Source organism: Candidatus Thermoplasmatota archaeon, from assembly GCA_035541015.1.
Lineage (GTDB): Archaea > Thermoplasmatota > SW-10-69-26 > JACQPN01 > JAIVGT01 > DATLFM01.
Genome location: DATLFM010000097.1, coordinates 54,307 through 69,367 on the forward strand (window position 1 = coordinate 54,307; position 15,061 = coordinate 69,367).

Annotated in this window: 22 protein-coding genes and 1 pseudogene; 5 read left to right on the forward strand and 18 right to left on the reverse strand. The window is 70.9% G+C overall.

The window, feature by feature from the left end; all coding sequences use genetic code 11:
* Positions 1–152 precede the first annotated feature (152 nt).
* The 4 genes and pseudogenes from VM681_09450 to VM681_09465 all read right to left on the reverse strand — a co-directional run bounded on the left by VM681_09450 (position 153) and on the right by VM681_09465 (position 1,376).
* Positions 153–413 (reverse strand): annotated as a pseudogene (locus tag VM681_09450) (50S ribosomal protein L31e).
* 4 nt (positions 414–417) lie between these two features.
* Complete coding sequence (locus tag VM681_09455) at positions 418–573, reverse strand: 50S ribosomal protein L39e (GenBank protein ID HVL88209.1); 156 nt, start codon at positions 571–573, stop codon at positions 418–420.
* 1 nt (position 574) lies between these two features.
* A complete protein-coding gene (locus VM681_09460) occupies positions 575–910 on the reverse strand; it encodes a DNA-binding protein (GenBank protein HVL88210.1) in 336 nt (111 codons plus the stop codon).
* A gap of 13 nt (positions 911–923) precedes the next feature.
* The gene (locus tag VM681_09465) at positions 924–1,376 is read right to left on the reverse strand and encodes a 30S ribosomal protein S19e (GenBank protein ID HVL88211.1); all 453 of its coding nucleotides are present in this window, start codon (positions 1,374–1,376) and stop codon (positions 924–926) included.
* A gap of 155 nt (positions 1,377–1,531) precedes the next feature.
* On the opposite strand from VM681_09465, the gene VM681_09470 reads away from it, so the two are divergent.
* Positions 1,532–1,855, forward strand: coding sequence for a cupin domain-containing protein (locus VM681_09470; GenBank protein HVL88212.1), 324 nt, complete (start codon positions 1,532–1,534; stop codon positions 1,853–1,855).
* Positions 1,856–1,859: 4 nt separating this feature from the next.
* Positions 1,860–2,024, forward strand: coding sequence for a hypothetical protein (locus tag VM681_09475; GenBank protein ID HVL88213.1), 165 nt, complete (start codon positions 1,860–1,862; stop codon positions 2,022–2,024).
* Here the strand turns inward: VM681_09475 and VM681_09480 are convergent, their stop codons facing one another.
* From VM681_09480 to VM681_09495, 4 genes are read right to left on the reverse strand one after another with little or no spacing between them, the layout of a single operon-like run.
* Positions 2,025–2,468, reverse strand: coding sequence for a DUF1801 domain-containing protein (locus VM681_09480; GenBank protein HVL88214.1), 444 nt, complete (start codon positions 2,466–2,468; stop codon positions 2,025–2,027).
* Positions 2,465–2,893, reverse strand: coding sequence for a UPF0179 family protein (locus VM681_09485; protein HVL88215.1), 429 nt, complete (start codon positions 2,891–2,893; stop codon positions 2,465–2,467). The genes VM681_09480 and VM681_09485 overlap by 4 nt, the downstream gene beginning before the upstream one ends.
* On the reverse strand, positions 2,890–3,954 hold the full coding sequence (locus VM681_09490; GenBank protein ID HVL88216.1) for an NAD(P)-dependent glycerol-1-phosphate dehydrogenase: 1,065 nt from the start codon (positions 3,952–3,954) through the stop codon (positions 2,890–2,892). Before VM681_09490 ends, VM681_09485 begins: the two co-directional genes overlap by 4 nt.
* A gap of 58 nt (positions 3,955–4,012) precedes the next feature.
* The gene (locus tag VM681_09495) at positions 4,013–4,411 is read right to left on the reverse strand and encodes an NUDIX domain-containing protein (GenBank protein HVL88217.1); all 399 of its coding nucleotides are present in this window, start codon (positions 4,409–4,411) and stop codon (positions 4,013–4,015) included.
* Between the two features lie 67 nt (positions 4,412–4,478).
* Between VM681_09495 and VM681_09500 the strand changes: the two genes are divergently transcribed.
* Complete coding sequence (locus tag VM681_09500; GenBank protein ID HVL88218.1) at positions 4,479–5,912, forward strand: DUF63 family protein; 1,434 nt, start codon at positions 4,479–4,481, stop codon at positions 5,910–5,912.
* 3 nt (positions 5,913–5,915) lie between these two features.
* On the opposite strand, the gene VM681_09505 is transcribed toward VM681_09500, so the two are convergent.
* Entirely contained in the window at positions 5,916–6,362 is a 447-nt protein-coding gene (locus VM681_09505) for a PaaI family thioesterase (protein ID HVL88219.1), read from the reverse strand.
* Between the two features lie 10 nt (positions 6,363–6,372).
* On the reverse strand, positions 6,373–7,644 hold the full coding sequence (locus VM681_09510) for an adenylosuccinate synthase (GenBank protein ID HVL88220.1): 1,272 nt from the start codon (positions 7,642–7,644) through the stop codon (positions 6,373–6,375).
* Positions 7,645–7,759: 115 nt separating this feature from the next.
* Between VM681_09510 and VM681_09515 the strand changes: the two genes are divergently transcribed.
* On the forward strand, positions 7,760–9,028 hold the full coding sequence (locus VM681_09515) for an FKBP-type peptidyl-prolyl cis-trans isomerase (GenBank protein HVL88221.1): 1,269 nt from the start codon (positions 7,760–7,762) through the stop codon (positions 9,026–9,028).
* On the opposite strand, the gene VM681_09520 is transcribed toward VM681_09515, so the two are convergent.
* From VM681_09520 to purM, 8 genes are all read right to left on the reverse strand, one after another.
* Positions 8,937–9,533, reverse strand: coding sequence for a molybdenum cofactor biosynthesis protein B (locus VM681_09520; protein ID HVL88222.1), 597 nt, complete (start codon positions 9,531–9,533; stop codon positions 8,937–8,939). The two genes, VM681_09515 and VM681_09520, sit on opposite strands and share 92 nt — an antisense overlap.
* Positions 9,530–9,991: a cyclic pyranopterin monophosphate synthase MoaC gene (moaC, locus tag VM681_09525; protein HVL88223.1), complete on the reverse strand. Its 462-nt coding sequence runs from the start codon at positions 9,989–9,991 to the stop codon at positions 9,530–9,532. The genes VM681_09520 and moaC overlap by 4 nt, the downstream gene beginning before the upstream one ends.
* On the reverse strand, positions 9,988–10,800 hold the full coding sequence (locus VM681_09530; GenBank protein ID HVL88224.1) for a MoaD family protein: 813 nt from the start codon (positions 10,798–10,800) through the stop codon (positions 9,988–9,990). Before VM681_09530 ends, moaC begins: the two co-directional genes overlap by 4 nt.
* A gap of 46 nt (positions 10,801–10,846) precedes the next feature.
* Positions 10,847–11,260: an STAS/SEC14 domain-containing protein gene (locus VM681_09535; GenBank protein HVL88225.1), complete on the reverse strand. Its 414-nt coding sequence runs from the start codon at positions 11,258–11,260 to the stop codon at positions 10,847–10,849.
* A gap of 72 nt (positions 11,261–11,332) precedes the next feature.
* Positions 11,333–11,983, reverse strand: coding sequence for a fructose-6-phosphate aldolase (gene fsa, locus VM681_09540; protein HVL88226.1), 651 nt, complete (start codon positions 11,981–11,983; stop codon positions 11,333–11,335).
* A 71-nt stretch (positions 11,984–12,054) separates the two neighbouring features.
* Positions 12,055–12,726 carry a class I SAM-dependent methyltransferase gene (locus tag VM681_09545; protein ID HVL88227.1) on the reverse strand — a complete coding sequence of 224 codons (672 nt, stop codon included), beginning with the start codon at positions 12,724–12,726 and terminating at the stop codon, positions 12,055–12,057.
* Positions 12,727–12,777: 51 nt separating this feature from the next.
* On the reverse strand, positions 12,778–13,689 hold the full coding sequence (locus VM681_09550; GenBank protein ID HVL88228.1) for a cation diffusion facilitator family transporter: 912 nt from the start codon (positions 13,687–13,689) through the stop codon (positions 12,778–12,780).
* Positions 13,690–13,695: 6 nt separating this feature from the next.
* Positions 13,696–14,742, reverse strand: coding sequence for a phosphoribosylformylglycinamidine cyclo-ligase (purM, locus tag VM681_09555; GenBank protein ID HVL88229.1), 1,047 nt, complete (start codon positions 14,740–14,742; stop codon positions 13,696–13,698).
* 137 nt (positions 14,743–14,879) lie between these two features.
* On the opposite strand from purM, the gene VM681_09560 reads away from it, so the two are divergent.
* On the forward strand, positions 14,880–15,061 hold a 182-nt coding region (locus tag VM681_09560; GenBank protein ID HVL88230.1), incomplete at its 3' end, for a hypothetical protein.

Genomic DNA, 15,061 nt, shown 5'->3' on the forward strand with positions numbered 1-15,061 from the left:
GGCGCGGGCTTCTCGTCCTTGGCCTTCTCGGGCTCCGCCGGCTCCTCGGCCTTCGCGGGAGCCTCCTCGGGCTCGCCCTTCGGGAGGGCCTCTTCCTTGGCCTTCTCGCGCTCCTGCGCCATCTCCTCGCGTCGCGAGCCGGCCTTCTCCGTCTCGGGCAGCGAGACCTCGATCACGCCGTCCTCGAACTTGACGGCCTTCACGCGGATGCGCGGGGGCGGCTTCTGGATGCTGCGGGCCCACAGGGCCTCGTTCACGGGCCCGTCGAGCCACACCTTGTCGAGCTCGGCCTTCATGTGGCGCGAGACGTAGGCGCGGACTTCCTGCACGGCGCGCTCGGCGCGCTTGGTGCGGGGGACGCGGTGGGCCATGCGAAGCGGGATGGTGTAGAGACGCTCGTCGTCGGTGGGCATGGGTTCAGCTCTCCTTCAGCCAGCTGCGGCGCCAGTGGTGGCGCTTGGGGTGGTTCGTGAAGCGGCGCGCCGTCCGCATGACGATCCACGCGGGGACGCGCCGGTTCTGCTTGAGCGTGCTTCCGAGCCGGAGCTTCTTTGCCAGGGTCTTCTTGCCCATGTTACCGCCTCTCGATCTTGATGTCCTTCTTGCTGGGCGCAAGCTGCGCCAGGATCCGCTTGAACGTCGCGTCGTCGATCTGGCCGCGCACGCGCCCGGTCTGGTAGAGCGCAAGGAGCTGGTCCTCCACGGTCTGGGCGACCTCGGGGTAGGCCATGGACACCCGCGTGAGCCGTTCGCGGGCCTCGGGCGTGAGGAGCTGCCGCAGCACGGCCTTGCGCGCCGCGTCCTGCTGCGCGCGCGCGGCGTCCTGCTCCTGACGCGCCGCCGCATGCTGCTGGAGCTCGGCAAGCTTCCGCCGCCGGAGCGCCTCAAGCTCGTCGTCCCCCGCGGCCATGCCCGGTCCTCCGTCAGTACTTCGCAAGCCCGGGGATCGTCTCCACGAGCTTGCCTGCGACCTCGTGGGCCGCGGCGTCGCAAAGCTTGCGACCCTTGGCGGTCACGCGCCGTCCCTGGCCCTTCACGGGCTCGACGAGGCCCGCGGCCTCGAGCTGCTGGAGCGCCTCGCGGGCCACGCTTCCGGAACCCGACTTCGCGCGGTTGGGCGCGGCGCCGCGGTCGCGGGGGCCGCCGTAGGCGGCGCGAAGGCGCTCGGCGCCGATGGGGCCCTCGGCGTACACCTTGCGAAGGACCGCGGCCAGGCGCACGTTCCACCAGTTGGCGTCGCGGGGAGCCTTCTCGCGGTGGACGCCCGTCTTTGCAAACTGGGCCCACTCGGGGCGTTTGATGGCCGGCTCCTGCGAGAGGCGGCCGGCGAGGTTCTGGATGAGGGGCGTGGCGGGCACGTCGTAGACGAGCGTCATCAGGGTCACTCCGAAACGAGTGTTTTATAAGCCCCGGGGCAGGGCGCAAGGCGGCAGAATGGGCTTCCCCCTTATAAGCGTTCGTGTGCCGGCGAGCCTTACGCCGGCAGGCGGCCATCGAATCCCTTTTGCGAAGGAGCACGGTACGCCGTTTGATGCCCTTCCCCCCGAACGTCACCCGCCTGCCCGAGGGCGTCCTCCTGGACGGGCTTCGGGCGTGGGTCCAGCAGGCGCCCCGCTCGCAAGTCGTCTTCATCGAGGCCCTCCGCGACGTCACGGTTCCCCCCCACACGCACTCGGAGGAGTGGGGCTGCGTCCTCGAAGGCGAGATCGAGATGACAATCGACGGCAAGACGCAAACCAAGCGCGCAGGGCAAGAGCACCACATTCCCGCAAACGTGGTGCACTCGTTCGCGTGGCGTCGCGGCACGCGCGCGGTGCTGTTCTTCGACGAGCCTTCGCGCGTGAAGCTCAAGTGATCCCATGCGAACCTTGCGCCACGAGCAGAACTACGATTGCCTGTTCTGCGGAAAGCCGCTTGCCGACTGGTTCCTCGCCTGGTACGAGCACATGCGCGAGAGCCCCGGATGCGAGAAGACGTGGGTCGAGTGGATGGGCAACGTGCGGCGCGAAGCGGGCGGGACGTAGTCACCGCTTTGCGACCTGTCGCCTCGCCTTGCGCTCGGGCTTGTGTTTCGCGGCACCCGCGCGCCGGGCAGCCCGCGACGCGCGCCACGCCTTGTTCTGCGCCACGCGGGCCTTCACGACCTTGCGCACGAGCGACGCGGGGAACGGCTTGTCGGGCGGGCAGTGCAGCGTCGCGCGGCCCGCAAGATAGCGTTTGGCCTCAGGCACGGCGGCCACGAGGTCCGCGTTGGCCGGAAACAGGCTGCAGTGCTTGGGGAACGCGGCGATCCACACCACGAAGTTGCCGCCGGGCTCGCGGAAGCCGGGGATTCCGTAGCTGATGCGCTCTTCTGCGCCCGGCAGCGCCGCAAGGATCGCGCGCCGCATCGCCTGCAGCGTTCGGCGGTGCGGCTGCGGGGTGCTTGCGAGGTAGTCGGCGACGGTCGCGGGCTTGGCTTGCGTCATGCGGGCTTGAGCCTCGCAAACCGCAGCTCGCGCCCGACCTTGCACTCCACCTTCTCGCCCACGCTCTCGATCGTGCACATCGTCCCCTCCGGGACGGCGGCGGGGCGGCAGAAGCGCTTGTAGAGGCAAATTGCGCCGCATTCCTCGAACCGCTGCGTGATGCCCACGCCCTTGAGCGCGGACTCGGGGATCACGCCCCGTGGCGTGACGGGCTCCACCTCGACGAGCCGCATGCCGCCCTCGAAGAAGCCCGCGGGGCACTCGTGGTGGACGTCGCGGACCTTGGCCACGCGGTACGGCCGGTTGGCCGCGAGATCGTGGCAGACCGTCTTCAGGCGGCAGCCCGCGCACTCGGGCTGGGTTCCGACGTAGGTGAACTCGACGCCCGGCTTTGCGAAAGCCTCGCCCACGAGCGTGAGCGTCACGGCGACACGCCCGTGACGTGCAGGAGACGCGAGGCCGCCTCGCGCGTGAGACCGTTGTCGCCGAGGATCGTGTAGCGGTCGCGGCGGATCTCGTGCGCGCGCACGAGGGCCTCCACCATCGTCTCCTTCGGGATGCCAAGCGCCTTGCTCGTCGTCGGCGCGCCGATGGAGGAGAGCGAGTCGCGGATGCGCTCCCAATCGCCGCCGTGCAGGTACATCGTGACGATGCTCGCCACGCCGCACTGCTCGCCGTGCAAGGCCTGCCCCGGCGCGAGGCGGTCGAGCGTGTGGCTGATCATGTGCTCGGCGCCCGAGGCCGGGCGCGAGGAGCCCGCGACGCTCATCGAGACGCCCGAGACGATGAGGCCCTTCACGACGACCCAGGCCGCCTCCTCGAGGCCAGGCTTGATGACCTCCGCGTTCTCGAGGATGATCTCCGCGGCCGTCTCCGCGAGCGCGGCGGCGAAGCTCGAATACTCCTCGCCGCGCAGGCGGTGGGCGAGCTTCCAGTCGAGGACCGCCGTCTCGTTGCTGATGGCGTCGGCGCAGCCGGAGGCGAGCATGCGGTAGGGGGCCTGCGCGATCACGCCCGTGTCGGCGAGGATGGCGGCGGGCATCGAGGCTTCGATCGAGGACGGCGTTCCCGCGTCCTTGATGGAAGCGCGAGGGCTCGTGATGCCGTCGTGGCTTGCCGAGGTGGGAACGGAGACGAAGGGCAGACGCGCGCGGTGCGCGCCGAGCTTGGCCACGTCGATGACGCTTCCGCCGCCCACGCCAACCACAAACGTGGCCGCTTCCTTGCGGGCGCGCTTCTCCACGGCTTCGACCTCGCTCAGGGAAGCCGACGCGGCCGCTTCGTGGACGACCTTGACGCCCGAGGCGGAGAGCGACTGCTCGACGGCGTCGCCGGCGATCTTTCGCGTGCGCGGGCCGGCGACGAGAAGCGCCGTTCCGTGCAGCTCCACGTTGGAACACAGCGTGCCCGCTTCCGACAGGACGCCGTGGCCCACGAGCACGTGGCGCGGAAAGACCATGAGCTTGGACTTCCGGAACTCGCCCATTGCCGACGCCGGACTATACCGCGCCCGAATATAAAACGGGCGGGTGCGCCGGCGGAACCTAACGCATCGGCCGCCCCAGCGCCCGCTCCATCTCCTCGTACGGGTCCTCGGGGAAGGCAAGCGGAGCGACCTCGGAGAGCCGACGCACGAACCGCCATTCTCCGATGGATTCCTCCGCGTGCGGCCGCCAGTCGGGCACGGGGGGACCCAGAAGTCCCTCGAACACCCAGGCGGTCCCATTGGCCTTTTCCTGCCGCACGAGGAGCCGCGCATCGACAAGCTCGCGCCCGATCTCCTCGCGGAACTCGCGAAGCGCGCAGGCGAGCGCGTCCTCGCCCGGCTCCAACCGTCCGCCCGGCAGCTCCCAACCGCGCGACCGGTGCAGCGCGACGAGGAAGCGCTCCCGCCGCGAGTTTTCGAAGCAAACCACGACCGTGTACGCGACGCCCGTGCCCACGCGATTCGGGCAAGGGGCCGGATCGGTAAAAGAGAATGCTTTTGACGCCGGAGGGGATGGCCCCGGCGTGGCCGACCCGGAATCGGCGGAGGCGACCGCGGCGTCCGACGACGCGCCAGCGCCCGCGCCGCAGCCGCCCGAGACGCCCGGCGCCGCGCGCGAGCGGCTGGCGGAGTTCTATGCCCGAAACAAGAGCGCGCTCTGGACCGCGGCCATCCTCGGCCCCATGCTCGTCGTCCTCGTCGGAAACTTCGTCGCGCCGCAGATCTTCTGGGACCAGTTCCTCTGGAAGGAATTGTGGGGAAGCGCCGTCGCCGACGCGTCGGGGCAGGGTCGCGCCTGCTGGGACACCGTGCAGCGCCAGGTCGCCTTCGCCGTCCCGGCCGGGCGGTCGCCCGCCGAGTTTGTCTGCGTCCGCGAGGACTATTCGCTCGCAAGCGAGCTCATCTACGGCGCGATCACGGCGCTGGCGCTCTTGGGCATCTACGTCCATCTCGTCAAGCGCTTCTCCGTGGAAGTCGACGCGCGGTTCATCGGCGCGCTCCTGCCGTTCATCCTCTTTGGCCCCGCCGTGCGCACGCTCGAGGACACGGACGCCTTCGGCCGCCCGTACTCCTACTTCACGATCAGCCCGTTCCTGTATCTCCAGATCGCCGTCTACGTCGTCCTCTTCATCCTCCTTGGCGTGACCCTCGCGCGCCGGCGGGACCTTCCCTGGCTCACCCGCACGGCCGCCTTCGCCGCCGTGCTGTTCGCCTTCGTCGCGGTGGCCACGCTCGCCTACGCGGCCGACCCGCAGAACATCACGCGCGCCGCGCATCCTGCGTACTTCGCCCTTGGCGCCCTCGTCGGCACGGCCGGCTTCGGCTACGCGGCGCGGGAAGGGCGCGACGGCGTGAACGCCTCGCTCCTCTTCGCGGGCCTTGCCTTCCTCGTCCCCGCGCTTGCCATGATCGGCGTGTGGCTCTCGGGGAACCCTTGGCCCTCCGTCTTCACGGGCGCGCCGTCCATCAAGTGGGCCTGCCCCACGCTTGGCACCGATCCCGGCGCGTGCCTGTTCACCCACGCCGTGCCGTGGGTCCTCGGGATCGCCGCCGCCGTCACCGGCGCGGTGCTCCTCGTGAGCCGCGTCGCGTCGGCGAAGATCCCCGCGCTTGCCGCCTACGGCGTGCCCGTCAACCTCGCGCTCGTGCTGGGCCACCAAATCGACGGGTGGGCGACGCTCGTTGCCATCCACGACCCCTTCGGGCTCGGATTCGACGCGCTCGGCTACGGCGAGAAGCACGTCGTGAGCGACTTCTTCCTGCAGATGGGCGGCGGGTTCGGGTTCCCCATCATCAAGCTTCTCGTCGTGCTCGCGATCGTGTACTTCCTCGACGTGGCCTACAAGGACGACCTCAAGCAGGATCGCAACCTCGTGGGCCTCGTCAAGATGGCCATCCTCGTCGTGGGCCTTGCGCCGGGGCTTCGCAACCTGTTCCGCATGACGATGGCGACGTGAGGCTCACTCGCCACTTGGCCAGACGTGCCAGGTTCCCTGCGCCGTCGCCAGGAGCTTCCCCTCGGCGTCGAAGGCGCGCCCTTCGGCAAACGCGGCGCGCTTGGCGCGACGCGTGACGACGCCCTCGGCCCGAACGGGCCCCGGCGTCACGCCCGCAAGGTAGCTCACGGAGAGCTGGAGCGTCGCGCACCATTCGTCCTCGCCAAGCGTGCTCACGACGGCGGCGCCCATGACCGTGTCGAGGAGGCTTGCGGCCAAGCCCCCGTGGGCGACGCCGCCGAGGTTCGTGTGCTCCTCCTTCACCGCAAGCGACGCCTCGCACCGCCCCGGTTCGCGGGACGTCACCTCGATGCCGAGCATCTTCGAGAAGTGGGAGGCTTGCGGCTGCCGCAGGCGTTCGAGGAAATCCTTGCGCGTGGCGGGCTTGCCGGCGGGCTCTTCGCTTGCCATGGGCGCCGCCTCAGGCGACCTCGAGCGTCTGCTCGCGGCCCGGGCCCACGCTTACGGTGCGGATCGGCGCGCCGATCTCCCGCTGGACGAACTCGAGGTACTCGCGCGCGCCGCGCGGGAGCGCCGTGAGACCGCGCGCGCCCGGGGCAAGCGAGATCGCCCCAAACCCGTCGAACTCCTTCCAGACGGGCTCCGCCTCCGAAAGGTCCCGGCCGGCCGGCGGGAACCGGACTTCCATGCCGTCGACGCGGTAGGCCATGCAAACGCGGAGCGGACCGAGGTCGGCGAGCACGTCGAGCTTCATGACCGCAAGCGACGTGAACCCGTTCACGCGCGCGGCGTGGCGGAGGAGCGGAAGGTCGAGCCACCCGCAGCGCCGCTTGCGGCCGGTGGTCGTGCCAACCTCGCGGCCCACCTGCGCGATGCGGTCGCCCGTGGCGTCCGAAAGCTCCGTCGGGAACGGGCCGAGGCCCACGCGCGTCGTGTACGCCTTCATGACGCCGAGGACCTCCGAGATGGCCGTCGGCGGGATTCCGGTTCCCGTGCACGCGCCGCCCACCGTCGTGCTGCTGCTCGTGACAAACGGGTACGTGCCGTGGTCGAGGTCGAGGAGCGTCCCCTGCGCGCCTTCGAGGAGCACGCGTTGGCCCTGCGCGAGCGCCTCGTGCAGAAGGGCCGTCGTGTCGGCCACAAACGGCCGAAGCCGCGCGCCGTAGGCGCCGTACTCGCGCTCGATCGCCGCCGCGTCGAGGCGCTCCTTCGAGCCCATCGCGTCGAGCACGCGCTGCTTCTCGGGGACGATCCCCGCCAGGCGCGCCGAAAGAAGGCGCGGGTCGCAAAGCTCGGCCATGCGGATGCCCGAGCGCGCGACCTTGTCCGTGTACACGGGGCCGATTCCGCGCTTGGTGGAGCCGACGGCGCTTTGGCCCTGCTCGGCGAGCGCGTCGAGGATCTTGTGCCACGGAAAGATGACGTGGGCGGAGGCCGAGATCGCAAGGTTGCCGACGGGGCGCCCGCGCGCGGCAAGCTCGTCGATCTCCTTCAGGAGCCCGGGGGGATCGACGACGACGCCGTTTCCGACGACGGCCTTCTTCGAGGGGTGCAGGACGCCCGCGGGCAGGAGGTGCAGCTTGAACTCCTGCCCGGCCACGACGATCGTGTGGCCCGCGTTGTTGCCGCCTTGGTAGCGGGCGACGACGTCGGCGCGCTGCGCCTCGTAGTCCGTGATCTTGCCCTTCCCCTCGTCGCCCCATTGCGCCCCGACGATCGCCACGGCGGGCATGCGGCCAGCCAACGGCGACGGCCTTTAAAAGCGCATGCGGCCGCCGCCGGTTTTAGGGTCATAAAACGATCCCCGCTTCGAAAGGGTGAAGAACGGCGCCCGCGGTGCCGCGCCCATGTCGGACGTGCCCGCGCGCGTGGTCGGCTTCTTTGCGATCGCCGCCGTGATTCTGGGCGCGTCCTGGGCCGTCGCCCAGTGGGACCCCGTCCCCTCGGCGGCCGCGCAGGCGGTCGAGGTGCGCGAGATCTCCTCGCTGGGCCTCGTCGCGCCGGGCACGCAGGCCACCTTCGCGCTTCTTGTCACAAACGGCGGCGGGGCGGAGCAGACCCTCGCGCTCTCGCTGCGCGCGCCGCCTGGCTTCGAGGGCCGTTTTGTCCCCTCCGCGCTCACGCTTGCGCCCGGGGAATCCCGCGGCGCCTTCCTCACGGTGTCCGTTCCCGACGGCGCAAACGGGGCGGCCACGCTTGTGGCCGAGGCGCGCGGCGAGACGCAGCGCGGCTCCGTCGTCCTGCCGCTTGCCGTCGGCCGCGGGAGCGCCGGGCCGCTTCCGGGCGAGAGCGCGACCGCCTTCCTCACGGGCCGGACGCTCGACGGCCGCGTCTTCTGGACGTCCTCGGCCCGCGTGCAGGACGCCGTCGTGTCGCTTGGCACCGACGTGCCCGCGTTCCTCCGGCACGAGGCCTACGAGCAGTTCCCGCGCGGCGACCTTCTGCTGCGCATGGACCCCGACGCGCGGCCGGCGGGCCTTCGGCTGGGCATCCTCGACATGCGCGCGGGCGAGTCGCGCACCTTCATCGTGCCGCCCGAGCTTGCCTTCGACGCCGGGCCGGTGCCGATCACCCTCTCGCGCTTCGAGGAGTTCGCGCGCGTTCGGACGGTCGACCCGAATCTCGCGCTTCCGGCGGGCGCGTTTGCGGAGCTTCCGCGCGTGGGAGACGCGATCGTGCGGGAGAGCCACCTTGGGGCGGGCCAAGCGACCTACCGCGTCGCGTCGGTCACGGCCGCAAGCGTGCACCTCGTCCTCGATCTCTCGCCGGGCGACCGGCTCGCGCTTGGCGACCGGTTCTCGGGCCTTGGCGCCGCGTGGGAGGTGCGCTCCGTGGACGGCCGCGCGACCATCTCCTTCGAGGCGCCGCCGGGGACCTTCCTCACGTTGTACCCGCCGCTTGCCGGCCAGACGGTCGTGGATGCCCTCACGGAGACCACGGTGCGGCTCGACACGGCGCCTCCGGTCGGGTTCGAGTTTCCGACGCCCGGCTATGGCTGCGCGCAGACGGGCCGCGTGACGGCCGTCACCGAGACCGAGGTCGTCGTGCTCGCTCCGCGGCACGAGCTTTGCGGCGTGACGGTGGCCTTCGACGTGGACGTGCGGTCGTTCCGCTAGGCGGGCGCCCGCGGGCCACGTGCACGAGGTGCGAAAGCTCGGGTAGAAGGATCGCGCGCATCGCCAGCCGGCAGCCCTGCGGCGAGCCCGGCAGGGCCGCCACGATCTTGCCCTCCCGCGTCACGCCGGCAAGCGCGCGGCTTGCGATCGCCGCCGTGCCCACCTGCGCGGCGCTTGCGCGGCGGAAGGCCTCGCCAAAGCCCGGAAGCTCGCAGCGGAGAAGCGGCGCGAGCGCCTCGGGCGTCACGTCGCGGGGCGAGGCGCCGGTGCCGCCGTTCACCAGAAGCGCGTCGGCGTCGCGGAGGAGGTCCCGCGCCGCGGCGCGGATCGCGCGCACGTCGTCCTTCACCACGCGGTAGCCCGCGATCGCGTGGCCAGCGCGGGCCAGGAGCTCGACGAGGAGGTGGCCCGAGTCGTCGGTGGCCGCGCTTCGCGAGTCGCTTGCCGTAAGCACGGCGACGCGCAGGCGCGCGGGCGCGGCGCGCTTGTGCTCGCGGACGCTCACGCGCGACGCCTCCGGGGCGATTGGCCCTTGCGCTTCTCGAGCACGCGCAGGCTCTCGATGCGCGTGCGGGGGTACTGCCCGCGCGCGTCCTTCTCGAGCGGCTTTACCATGTCCCACACGCAAAGGAGCGCGGCGGCGGCGCCCGTCAGGGCCTCCATCTCGACGCCCGTCCGGTACTCGGCGGCGACCTCGCACCGCGCGACCACGCGGTCCTTCTCCAGCCGAAGCGTGACGTGCGCCGACGTGAGGGGGATCGGGTGGCACAGGGGCAGCGTCTCGGGCGTGCGCTTCACCGCCTGGAGGCCGGCCACGGTCGCCGTCGCGACGACGTCGCCCTTTTCGATCGTGCCCCGGCGGATGGCCTGCACGGTGCGGGCGGAGAGCCGGAGCACGCCCTCGGCGACGGCCCGCCGCGCAACGAGATCCTTGTCGCCCACGTCGACCATGCGCGCCGTCATGGGGCTCCCACCCATCGGGCCCGCTCGACCACGCCGTCCTTGCCCACGTGCTCCTTCTTCCAGATGGGAACGCTCGCCTTGAGCTCCTCGACCATCCATCGGCAGGCGGAAAACGCCGCGTCGCGGTGGGAGGCGCTTGCGGCCACCCACAGGACGGGCTCGCCCACCGCAAAGCGCCCCGCGCGGTGGACCACGCGCGCCTTGCACAGGCCAAAGCGCTCCACGGCCCGCTCGGCAAGCGCCTGGAGCTTGGCCTCGGCCATTCCCTCGTAGAACTCGTACTCGAGGGCCACGACGGGCGACCCCCCGCTCTCCGACCGCACGGTCCCGACGAACGAGGCGACGGCGCCGGCGGAGGGATCGGAGACTTCCCGCAGAAGCTCGTCCAGGCTTGCCGCGTGGGGCTGGATGCGAGCGCCGGCGGCCGGAAGGGTCGGATCGGGGGCTCCGCCGCTCACCGCCCTCGTGGAATCCGCGTCGCGTTCGGATTCCCCGGGGCCGTTCGCGGCTCCGCCGCTCACGGGCTCCGTGGAACGCTCGCGTTCCCCGTCGCCGGTGCCGGCTCCGCCGGACACCGGCGGCATGATCGCCACCTCGTCGCCGTCGCGCACGGGGTCTTCCGCGCGCGCGAACTCGCGGTTCACGCTCACGAGGAGGTGCCCCCGCAACGGGGCGAGCTTGGGAAAGCGCGCCACGAGGGCGTCGAGGAGCTCCCGCGCGGTCGCGCCGTCGCGGATCTCCCACGGGATCTCGCGTTCGCCCACGATCTCGCGCGGCGAAGCGAAGAACCGGACGCGCACGCGGGCCATGCCCGGGCGATCCGCGGGGGGGGCCAAAGCCTTTCGGTCGCCCGGATCAGGCCGTCTTTCGCGGGGCAAGGAGCCACCGGCGCGCCTCGGCCTCGTCGTCGAAGTACTCGATGCGAAGGTTCGTCGTGGCCCGCAGCACGAGGTTCGCGACGACGTGATGGTACGGGCGAGCGCCCACGATCGCCACGCGAGCGTCCCGCGTCCGCCGGGCGATGTCGTAGTACACGCGACGGACCTCCGGGGGCGCCTGGCCGCCCTCGCGCGGATCGGCCAGCAACCGGAGGGGGCTTCGCTCGACGAGCGGCGCCATGACGCGCTCGAGCTCTCGGGCGTCCTCGATGGAGATGTCGCCCCGCCGCACGAGCCGGACGATGCCTTCGGCATCCTCGACGAGGGTCACCGACGGCGTTTGGAGAAGCACCTGGACTCCCGTCTCGGTCCCCGCCGCTCCTCCGCTCACGCGCGTGCGACGATGCTCCTGTTCTTAAAGTTTCGCGAAGAAGCCTCGGCGGCGCGCCAAGCGGGCGGGCGATCACGACTTCGGGACCTTCTCCCAGTCCTTGAGGAACTGCTCGAGGCCCCGGTCCGTGAGGGGGTGCTTCACCATCTGCTCGAGGACCTTGTAGGGAAGGGTGGCGATGTCCGCGCCGGCGAGCGCGCACTCCACCACGTGCACCGGGTGCCGGACGGAGGCGGCCAGAACCTCCGTCTCGAAGTCGTAGTTGTTGTAGATCGCCACGATCTGGCGAAGGAGGTCCATCCCGTCGTGCGAGACGTCGTCGAGCCGGCCCACGAACGGCGAGATGTACGCGGCGCCCGCCTTGGCCGCAAGGAGCGCCTGGTTGGCGGAGAAGCACAGGGTCACGTTGACGGGGATGCCCTTTTTCGCGAGCGCCCGCGTCGCCTTGAGCCCGTCGGCCGTGAGCTGGCACTTCACCACGATGTTCTCGTGCAGCTTCGCCAGGTCCTCGCCCTGGCGGACCATCTCGTCGGCCTTCGTGGAGGTGACTTCCGCGCTGATGGGACCGTCGACGATTTCGCAGATCTCCTTGAGAATGGAGCGGAAGTCCTTGCCCGTCTCCTTCGCAACGAGGCTCGGGTTCGTGGTGACGCCGTCGAGGACGGCCCAGTCGGCCGCGCGGCGGATCTCGTCGATGTTGGCCGTGTCGAGGAAGAGCTTCATGGTCCCGCGGTTCCCCGAGATGGAGGCGGGCTCATGAACGTTTGGGGCCAGCGGCCGGGCGCGCGGGGCCCTCACGCCCGCTTTCGCAGCACGATCTCGATGGAGTACTCGCCGTCGCTTGGGCGGTCCGGGTCGCGGATCGTGTGGCCTTCGTCGCATCGCCGCGCCTCGAGCACCTCGAAGCCCGCGAGCGTCCGCTCGACGAGCGGCAGAAGCCCGATCGTGTCGGGCGGGTCGTCGCGGTCGAGGAGGAAGTAGTGCTTGTGGTCGTCGTTCCAGCGCGAAGGAAGCGTGCGCTTCTTCTCGTACAGGTCGCGGTCGGGGACGTAGAGGAGGAGGAATCCGCCGGGCTTGACGACGCGCCACCAGTTGCGAAGCGCAAGCGCCGGGTCCTCCATGTGCTCAAGCGTGTGGGAGGAGTAGGCGAAGTCGTAGGAGGCGTCGGGCGCGCCGGCGAGGTGGTGCGCGTCGCCGTCCTCGAGGTCCCATCCCCGGCAGTTGGGCGCGAGCACGTCGCCCGCGCAGCCGATGTCGATGCCCTGGCCGCGGCAGTACTTGTCGAAGAACCCCTCGCGCAGGCGACGCTCGCGGGCCTTGCTCGTCTCGCGCGGAAGGACGGGGCGGCCGAAGCGGTCGAACCACGCGCGCCGGGCGCCGTAGTAGCCGCGCTGGACCTGCCGCCAGAGGGCAGGCGGCGCGATGCGCTTCACGCGGAGGACCAGGCGGTGCGAGAGCTCGCCCATGGGCAACAGGCGCGAGGCCGCGGCATTCCTTGAACCTTTTGCGTTGGCGCGTCAGGCGTGCACGACGCCGGGGTGCTCGGGGTTCTCGCGCTCGGCCTGGATCGTGGCGTGCTCGATGCCAAAGTCGTCGTGCAGGAGCTTGATGACGCGCATCGTCACCTCGTCCCGCCGCCCGGTCGACGCCGAATCGACGACGACGTGCATGGTGGCCACGTGCCGCCCCGGCGTGAGGCTCCAAAGGTGGAGGTCGTGCACGGAGGCGACGCCTTCGAGCGCGACGACGGCGCGGCGGATCCGCTCGGGGTCGAGGCCCGGGGGCGCGGCCTGCAGCAGGATGGGCCCCGCTTCGCGCAGGAGCCGGATGCCGCCGTAGACGATGAGGGCCCCGATGGCGATGCCGGCCAAGGGGTCGAGCACGTACAGTCCGGTGAGCGCGATGCCAAGGCCGGCGGCCACGACGGCCGCGCTGCTTGCCACGTCGGAGAGGACGTGGAAGTAGGCGGCCTTCACGTTGAGGCTCGCGTGCCTGGACTCGCGCAGGATGTAGGCGCCCGCGAGACCGCTTACGATCGCGGCCATGCCCACGAGCGAGACCGTCTCGCCGTGCACGGCCGGCGGACTTGCCAGGCGCGGGATCGCCTGCGAGAAGACGAAACCGCCCACGCCAAGGAGCAGGATGCCGTTTGCAAGGCCCGCCAGGATCTCGATGCGATGGTGCCCGTAGCTGCGGCGCTCCGTGGGGGGCCGCTGCGCCAGACGCGCGGAGCCGTAGGCGATCGTGAGGGCCGAGATGTCGATGAGAAGGTGCCCGGCGTCGGAGAGGATCGCAAGGCTTCCGGTGCGCACGTACGCCGCCACCTCCAACGCAAGCACGAGCAGGGCAAGCGCCAGCGCGATGCGCAGCTTGTGCGCGTGCACGGCCGGATCGGCGGTGCGGTCGCCGCGGGCGTGCGCGTGCTCCATGGCCCATCAGAACCGAAGGTCGAGGCCCGGCAGCCAGACGCCCGAGCCCGGCACGACCCGGCCCACCACTTTGGCGTTCGCGTGCGGCGCAAGCGCGGAGAGCGCCGCAGGCACGTCGGCGTCGGCGACGGCCACGACGAAACCCAGGCCCATGTTGAACGTGCGCCACATCTCCTTCGGCTCGACCTTCCCGTACTCGGCCAGCGCGCGGAAGACCTCGGGGGTGGGGAACGGCTCGTCGAGCACGTACTCGAGCCGCCGGTTCATGCGCGAAAGGTTCGTCAGGCCGCCGCCGGTGACGTTTGCCGCGCCGCGCACGGCGACCTTCGCGCGAAGCGCCAGCAGGGCCTTCACGTAGATGAGCGTGGGCTCGAGCAGGATCTCTCCCCACGTCCTCCCGCCCGGCCCGGGGTCGTCGTAACGGACGCCGGCGTCCCGAAGGATGCGGCGGGCAAGCGTGTAGCCGTTGGAATGGAGCCCGGAGGAGGCGAATCCGATGAGGACGTCGCCGGCGCGGACGCGCTCGGCTTGGAGGATCTCGCTCTTCTTCGCGTAGCCCAGGCACGTCGCCGACACGTCGACGCCGTTTGCAAGCTCCGGCAGGATGGCCGTCTCGCCGCCCACGATCGTCGCGTTTGATTGCCTTGCGCCTTCGTTCAGGCCCACGGCGATGCGGGTGACGAGATCCTCGTCGGGTTTCTGGAGCACGATGTAGTCGACAAGCGCCAGAGGCTCGGCGCCCGCGCAGAGCGCGTCGTTCACGTTCATGGCCACGGCGTCGATGCCGATCGTCTCCCACCGATTCGTAGCGGCGGCGACTTCGACCTTCGTGCCCACGCCGTCCGTGCACAGGACAAGCGCGTGTTCGCCAAAGTCCACGGCGCCGGCAAAGCCCCAGGGCAGATCGAGGGGCGCGCCAAGCCCCGTCCGCTTGAAGGAGAGGGTTTTCAGGATGGCTTTCTTGGCCCGGTCGGCCTTTTCGATGTCCACGCCGGCGGCCGCGTACGTGAGGGGCTTTTTCGGCGGCGCCTCGGGCGGGCTTGCACCGGCCATGCGGGGCCGGAATAGGTGGGACGACAGGATAAAGGTGCGCGCCCCGCGCGGGCGCTTTCCCAAGGGGAACAGGGGCCCGGTCGTCCCGGAGCCCCGACCCGGGGGTCAAGTACGGGAAACGATCCACTAGGACCAGAATGGGAGCGTTTGCGCCGTTCGACGACTGGTACTACGCCTGGAAGGAGCGCAAGCGCCTCGAGAAGGAGGCCGCCGCCAAAGCCTCCCCTCCGACCCCTCCAACTCCCGCGGCCCCGAAGGCCTCCCGATTCAAGATGCGCCTGGGACGCCGCAAGGGCGAGGCGCCCGCCGCGCCAAAAGC

What these genes read in the sequence shown, in the direction of transcription:
- VM681_09550 (HVL88228.1), bottom strand. Translation starts at nt 13,689, where the DNA reads ATGGAGCACGCGCACGCCCGCGGCGACCGCACCGCCGATCCGGCCGTG.
- VM681_09465 (HVL88211.1), bottom strand. Translation starts at nt 1,376, where the DNA reads ATGACGCTCGTCTACGACGTGCCCGCCACGCCCCTCATCCAGAACCTC.
- VM681_09510 (HVL88220.1), bottom strand. Translation starts at nt 7,644, where the DNA reads ATGCCCGCCGTGGCGATCGTCGGGGCGCAATGGGGCGACGAGGGGAAG.
- moaC (HVL88223.1), bottom strand. Translation starts at nt 9,991, where the DNA reads ATGACGGCGCGCATGGTCGACGTGGGCGACAAGGATCTCGTTGCGCGG.
- VM681_09455 (HVL88209.1), bottom strand. Translation starts at nt 573, where the DNA reads ATGGGCAAGAAGACCCTGGCAAAGAAGCTCCGGCTCGGAAGCACGCTC.
- fsa (HVL88226.1), bottom strand. Translation starts at nt 11,983, where the DNA reads ATGAAGCTCTTCCTCGACACGGCCAACATCGACGAGATCCGCCGCGCG.
- VM681_09530 (HVL88224.1), bottom strand. Translation starts at nt 10,800, where the DNA reads ATGGCCCGCGTGCGCGTCCGGTTCTTCGCTTCGCCGCGCGAGATCGTG.
- VM681_09515 (HVL88221.1), top strand. Translation starts at nt 7,760, where the DNA reads ATGTCGGACGTGCCCGCGCGCGTGGTCGGCTTCTTTGCGATCGCCGCC.
- VM681_09470 (HVL88212.1), top strand. Translation starts at nt 1,532, where the DNA reads ATGCCCTTCCCCCCGAACGTCACCCGCCTGCCCGAGGGCGTCCTCCTG.
- VM681_09545 (HVL88227.1), bottom strand. Translation starts at nt 12,726, where the DNA reads ATGGGCGAGCTCTCGCACCGCCTGGTCCTCCGCGTGAAGCGCATCGCG.
- purM (HVL88229.1), bottom strand. Translation starts at nt 14,742, where the DNA reads ATGGCCGGTGCAAGCCCGCCCGAGGCGCCGCCGAAAAAGCCCCTCACG.
- VM681_09475 (HVL88213.1), top strand. Translation starts at nt 1,860, where the DNA reads ATGCGAACCTTGCGCCACGAGCAGAACTACGATTGCCTGTTCTGCGGA.
- VM681_09460 (HVL88210.1), bottom strand. Translation starts at nt 910, where the DNA reads ATGGCCGCGGGGGACGACGAGCTTGAGGCGCTCCGGCGGCGGAAGCTT.
- VM681_09490 (HVL88216.1), bottom strand. Translation starts at nt 3,954, where the DNA reads ATGGGCGAGTTCCGGAAGTCCAAGCTCATGGTCTTTCCGCGCCACGTG.
- VM681_09480 (HVL88214.1), bottom strand. Translation starts at nt 2,468, where the DNA reads ATGACGCAAGCCAAGCCCGCGACCGTCGCCGACTACCTCGCAAGCACC.
- VM681_09505 (HVL88219.1), bottom strand. Translation starts at nt 6,362, where the DNA reads ATGGCAAGCGAAGAGCCCGCCGGCAAGCCCGCCACGCGCAAGGATTTC.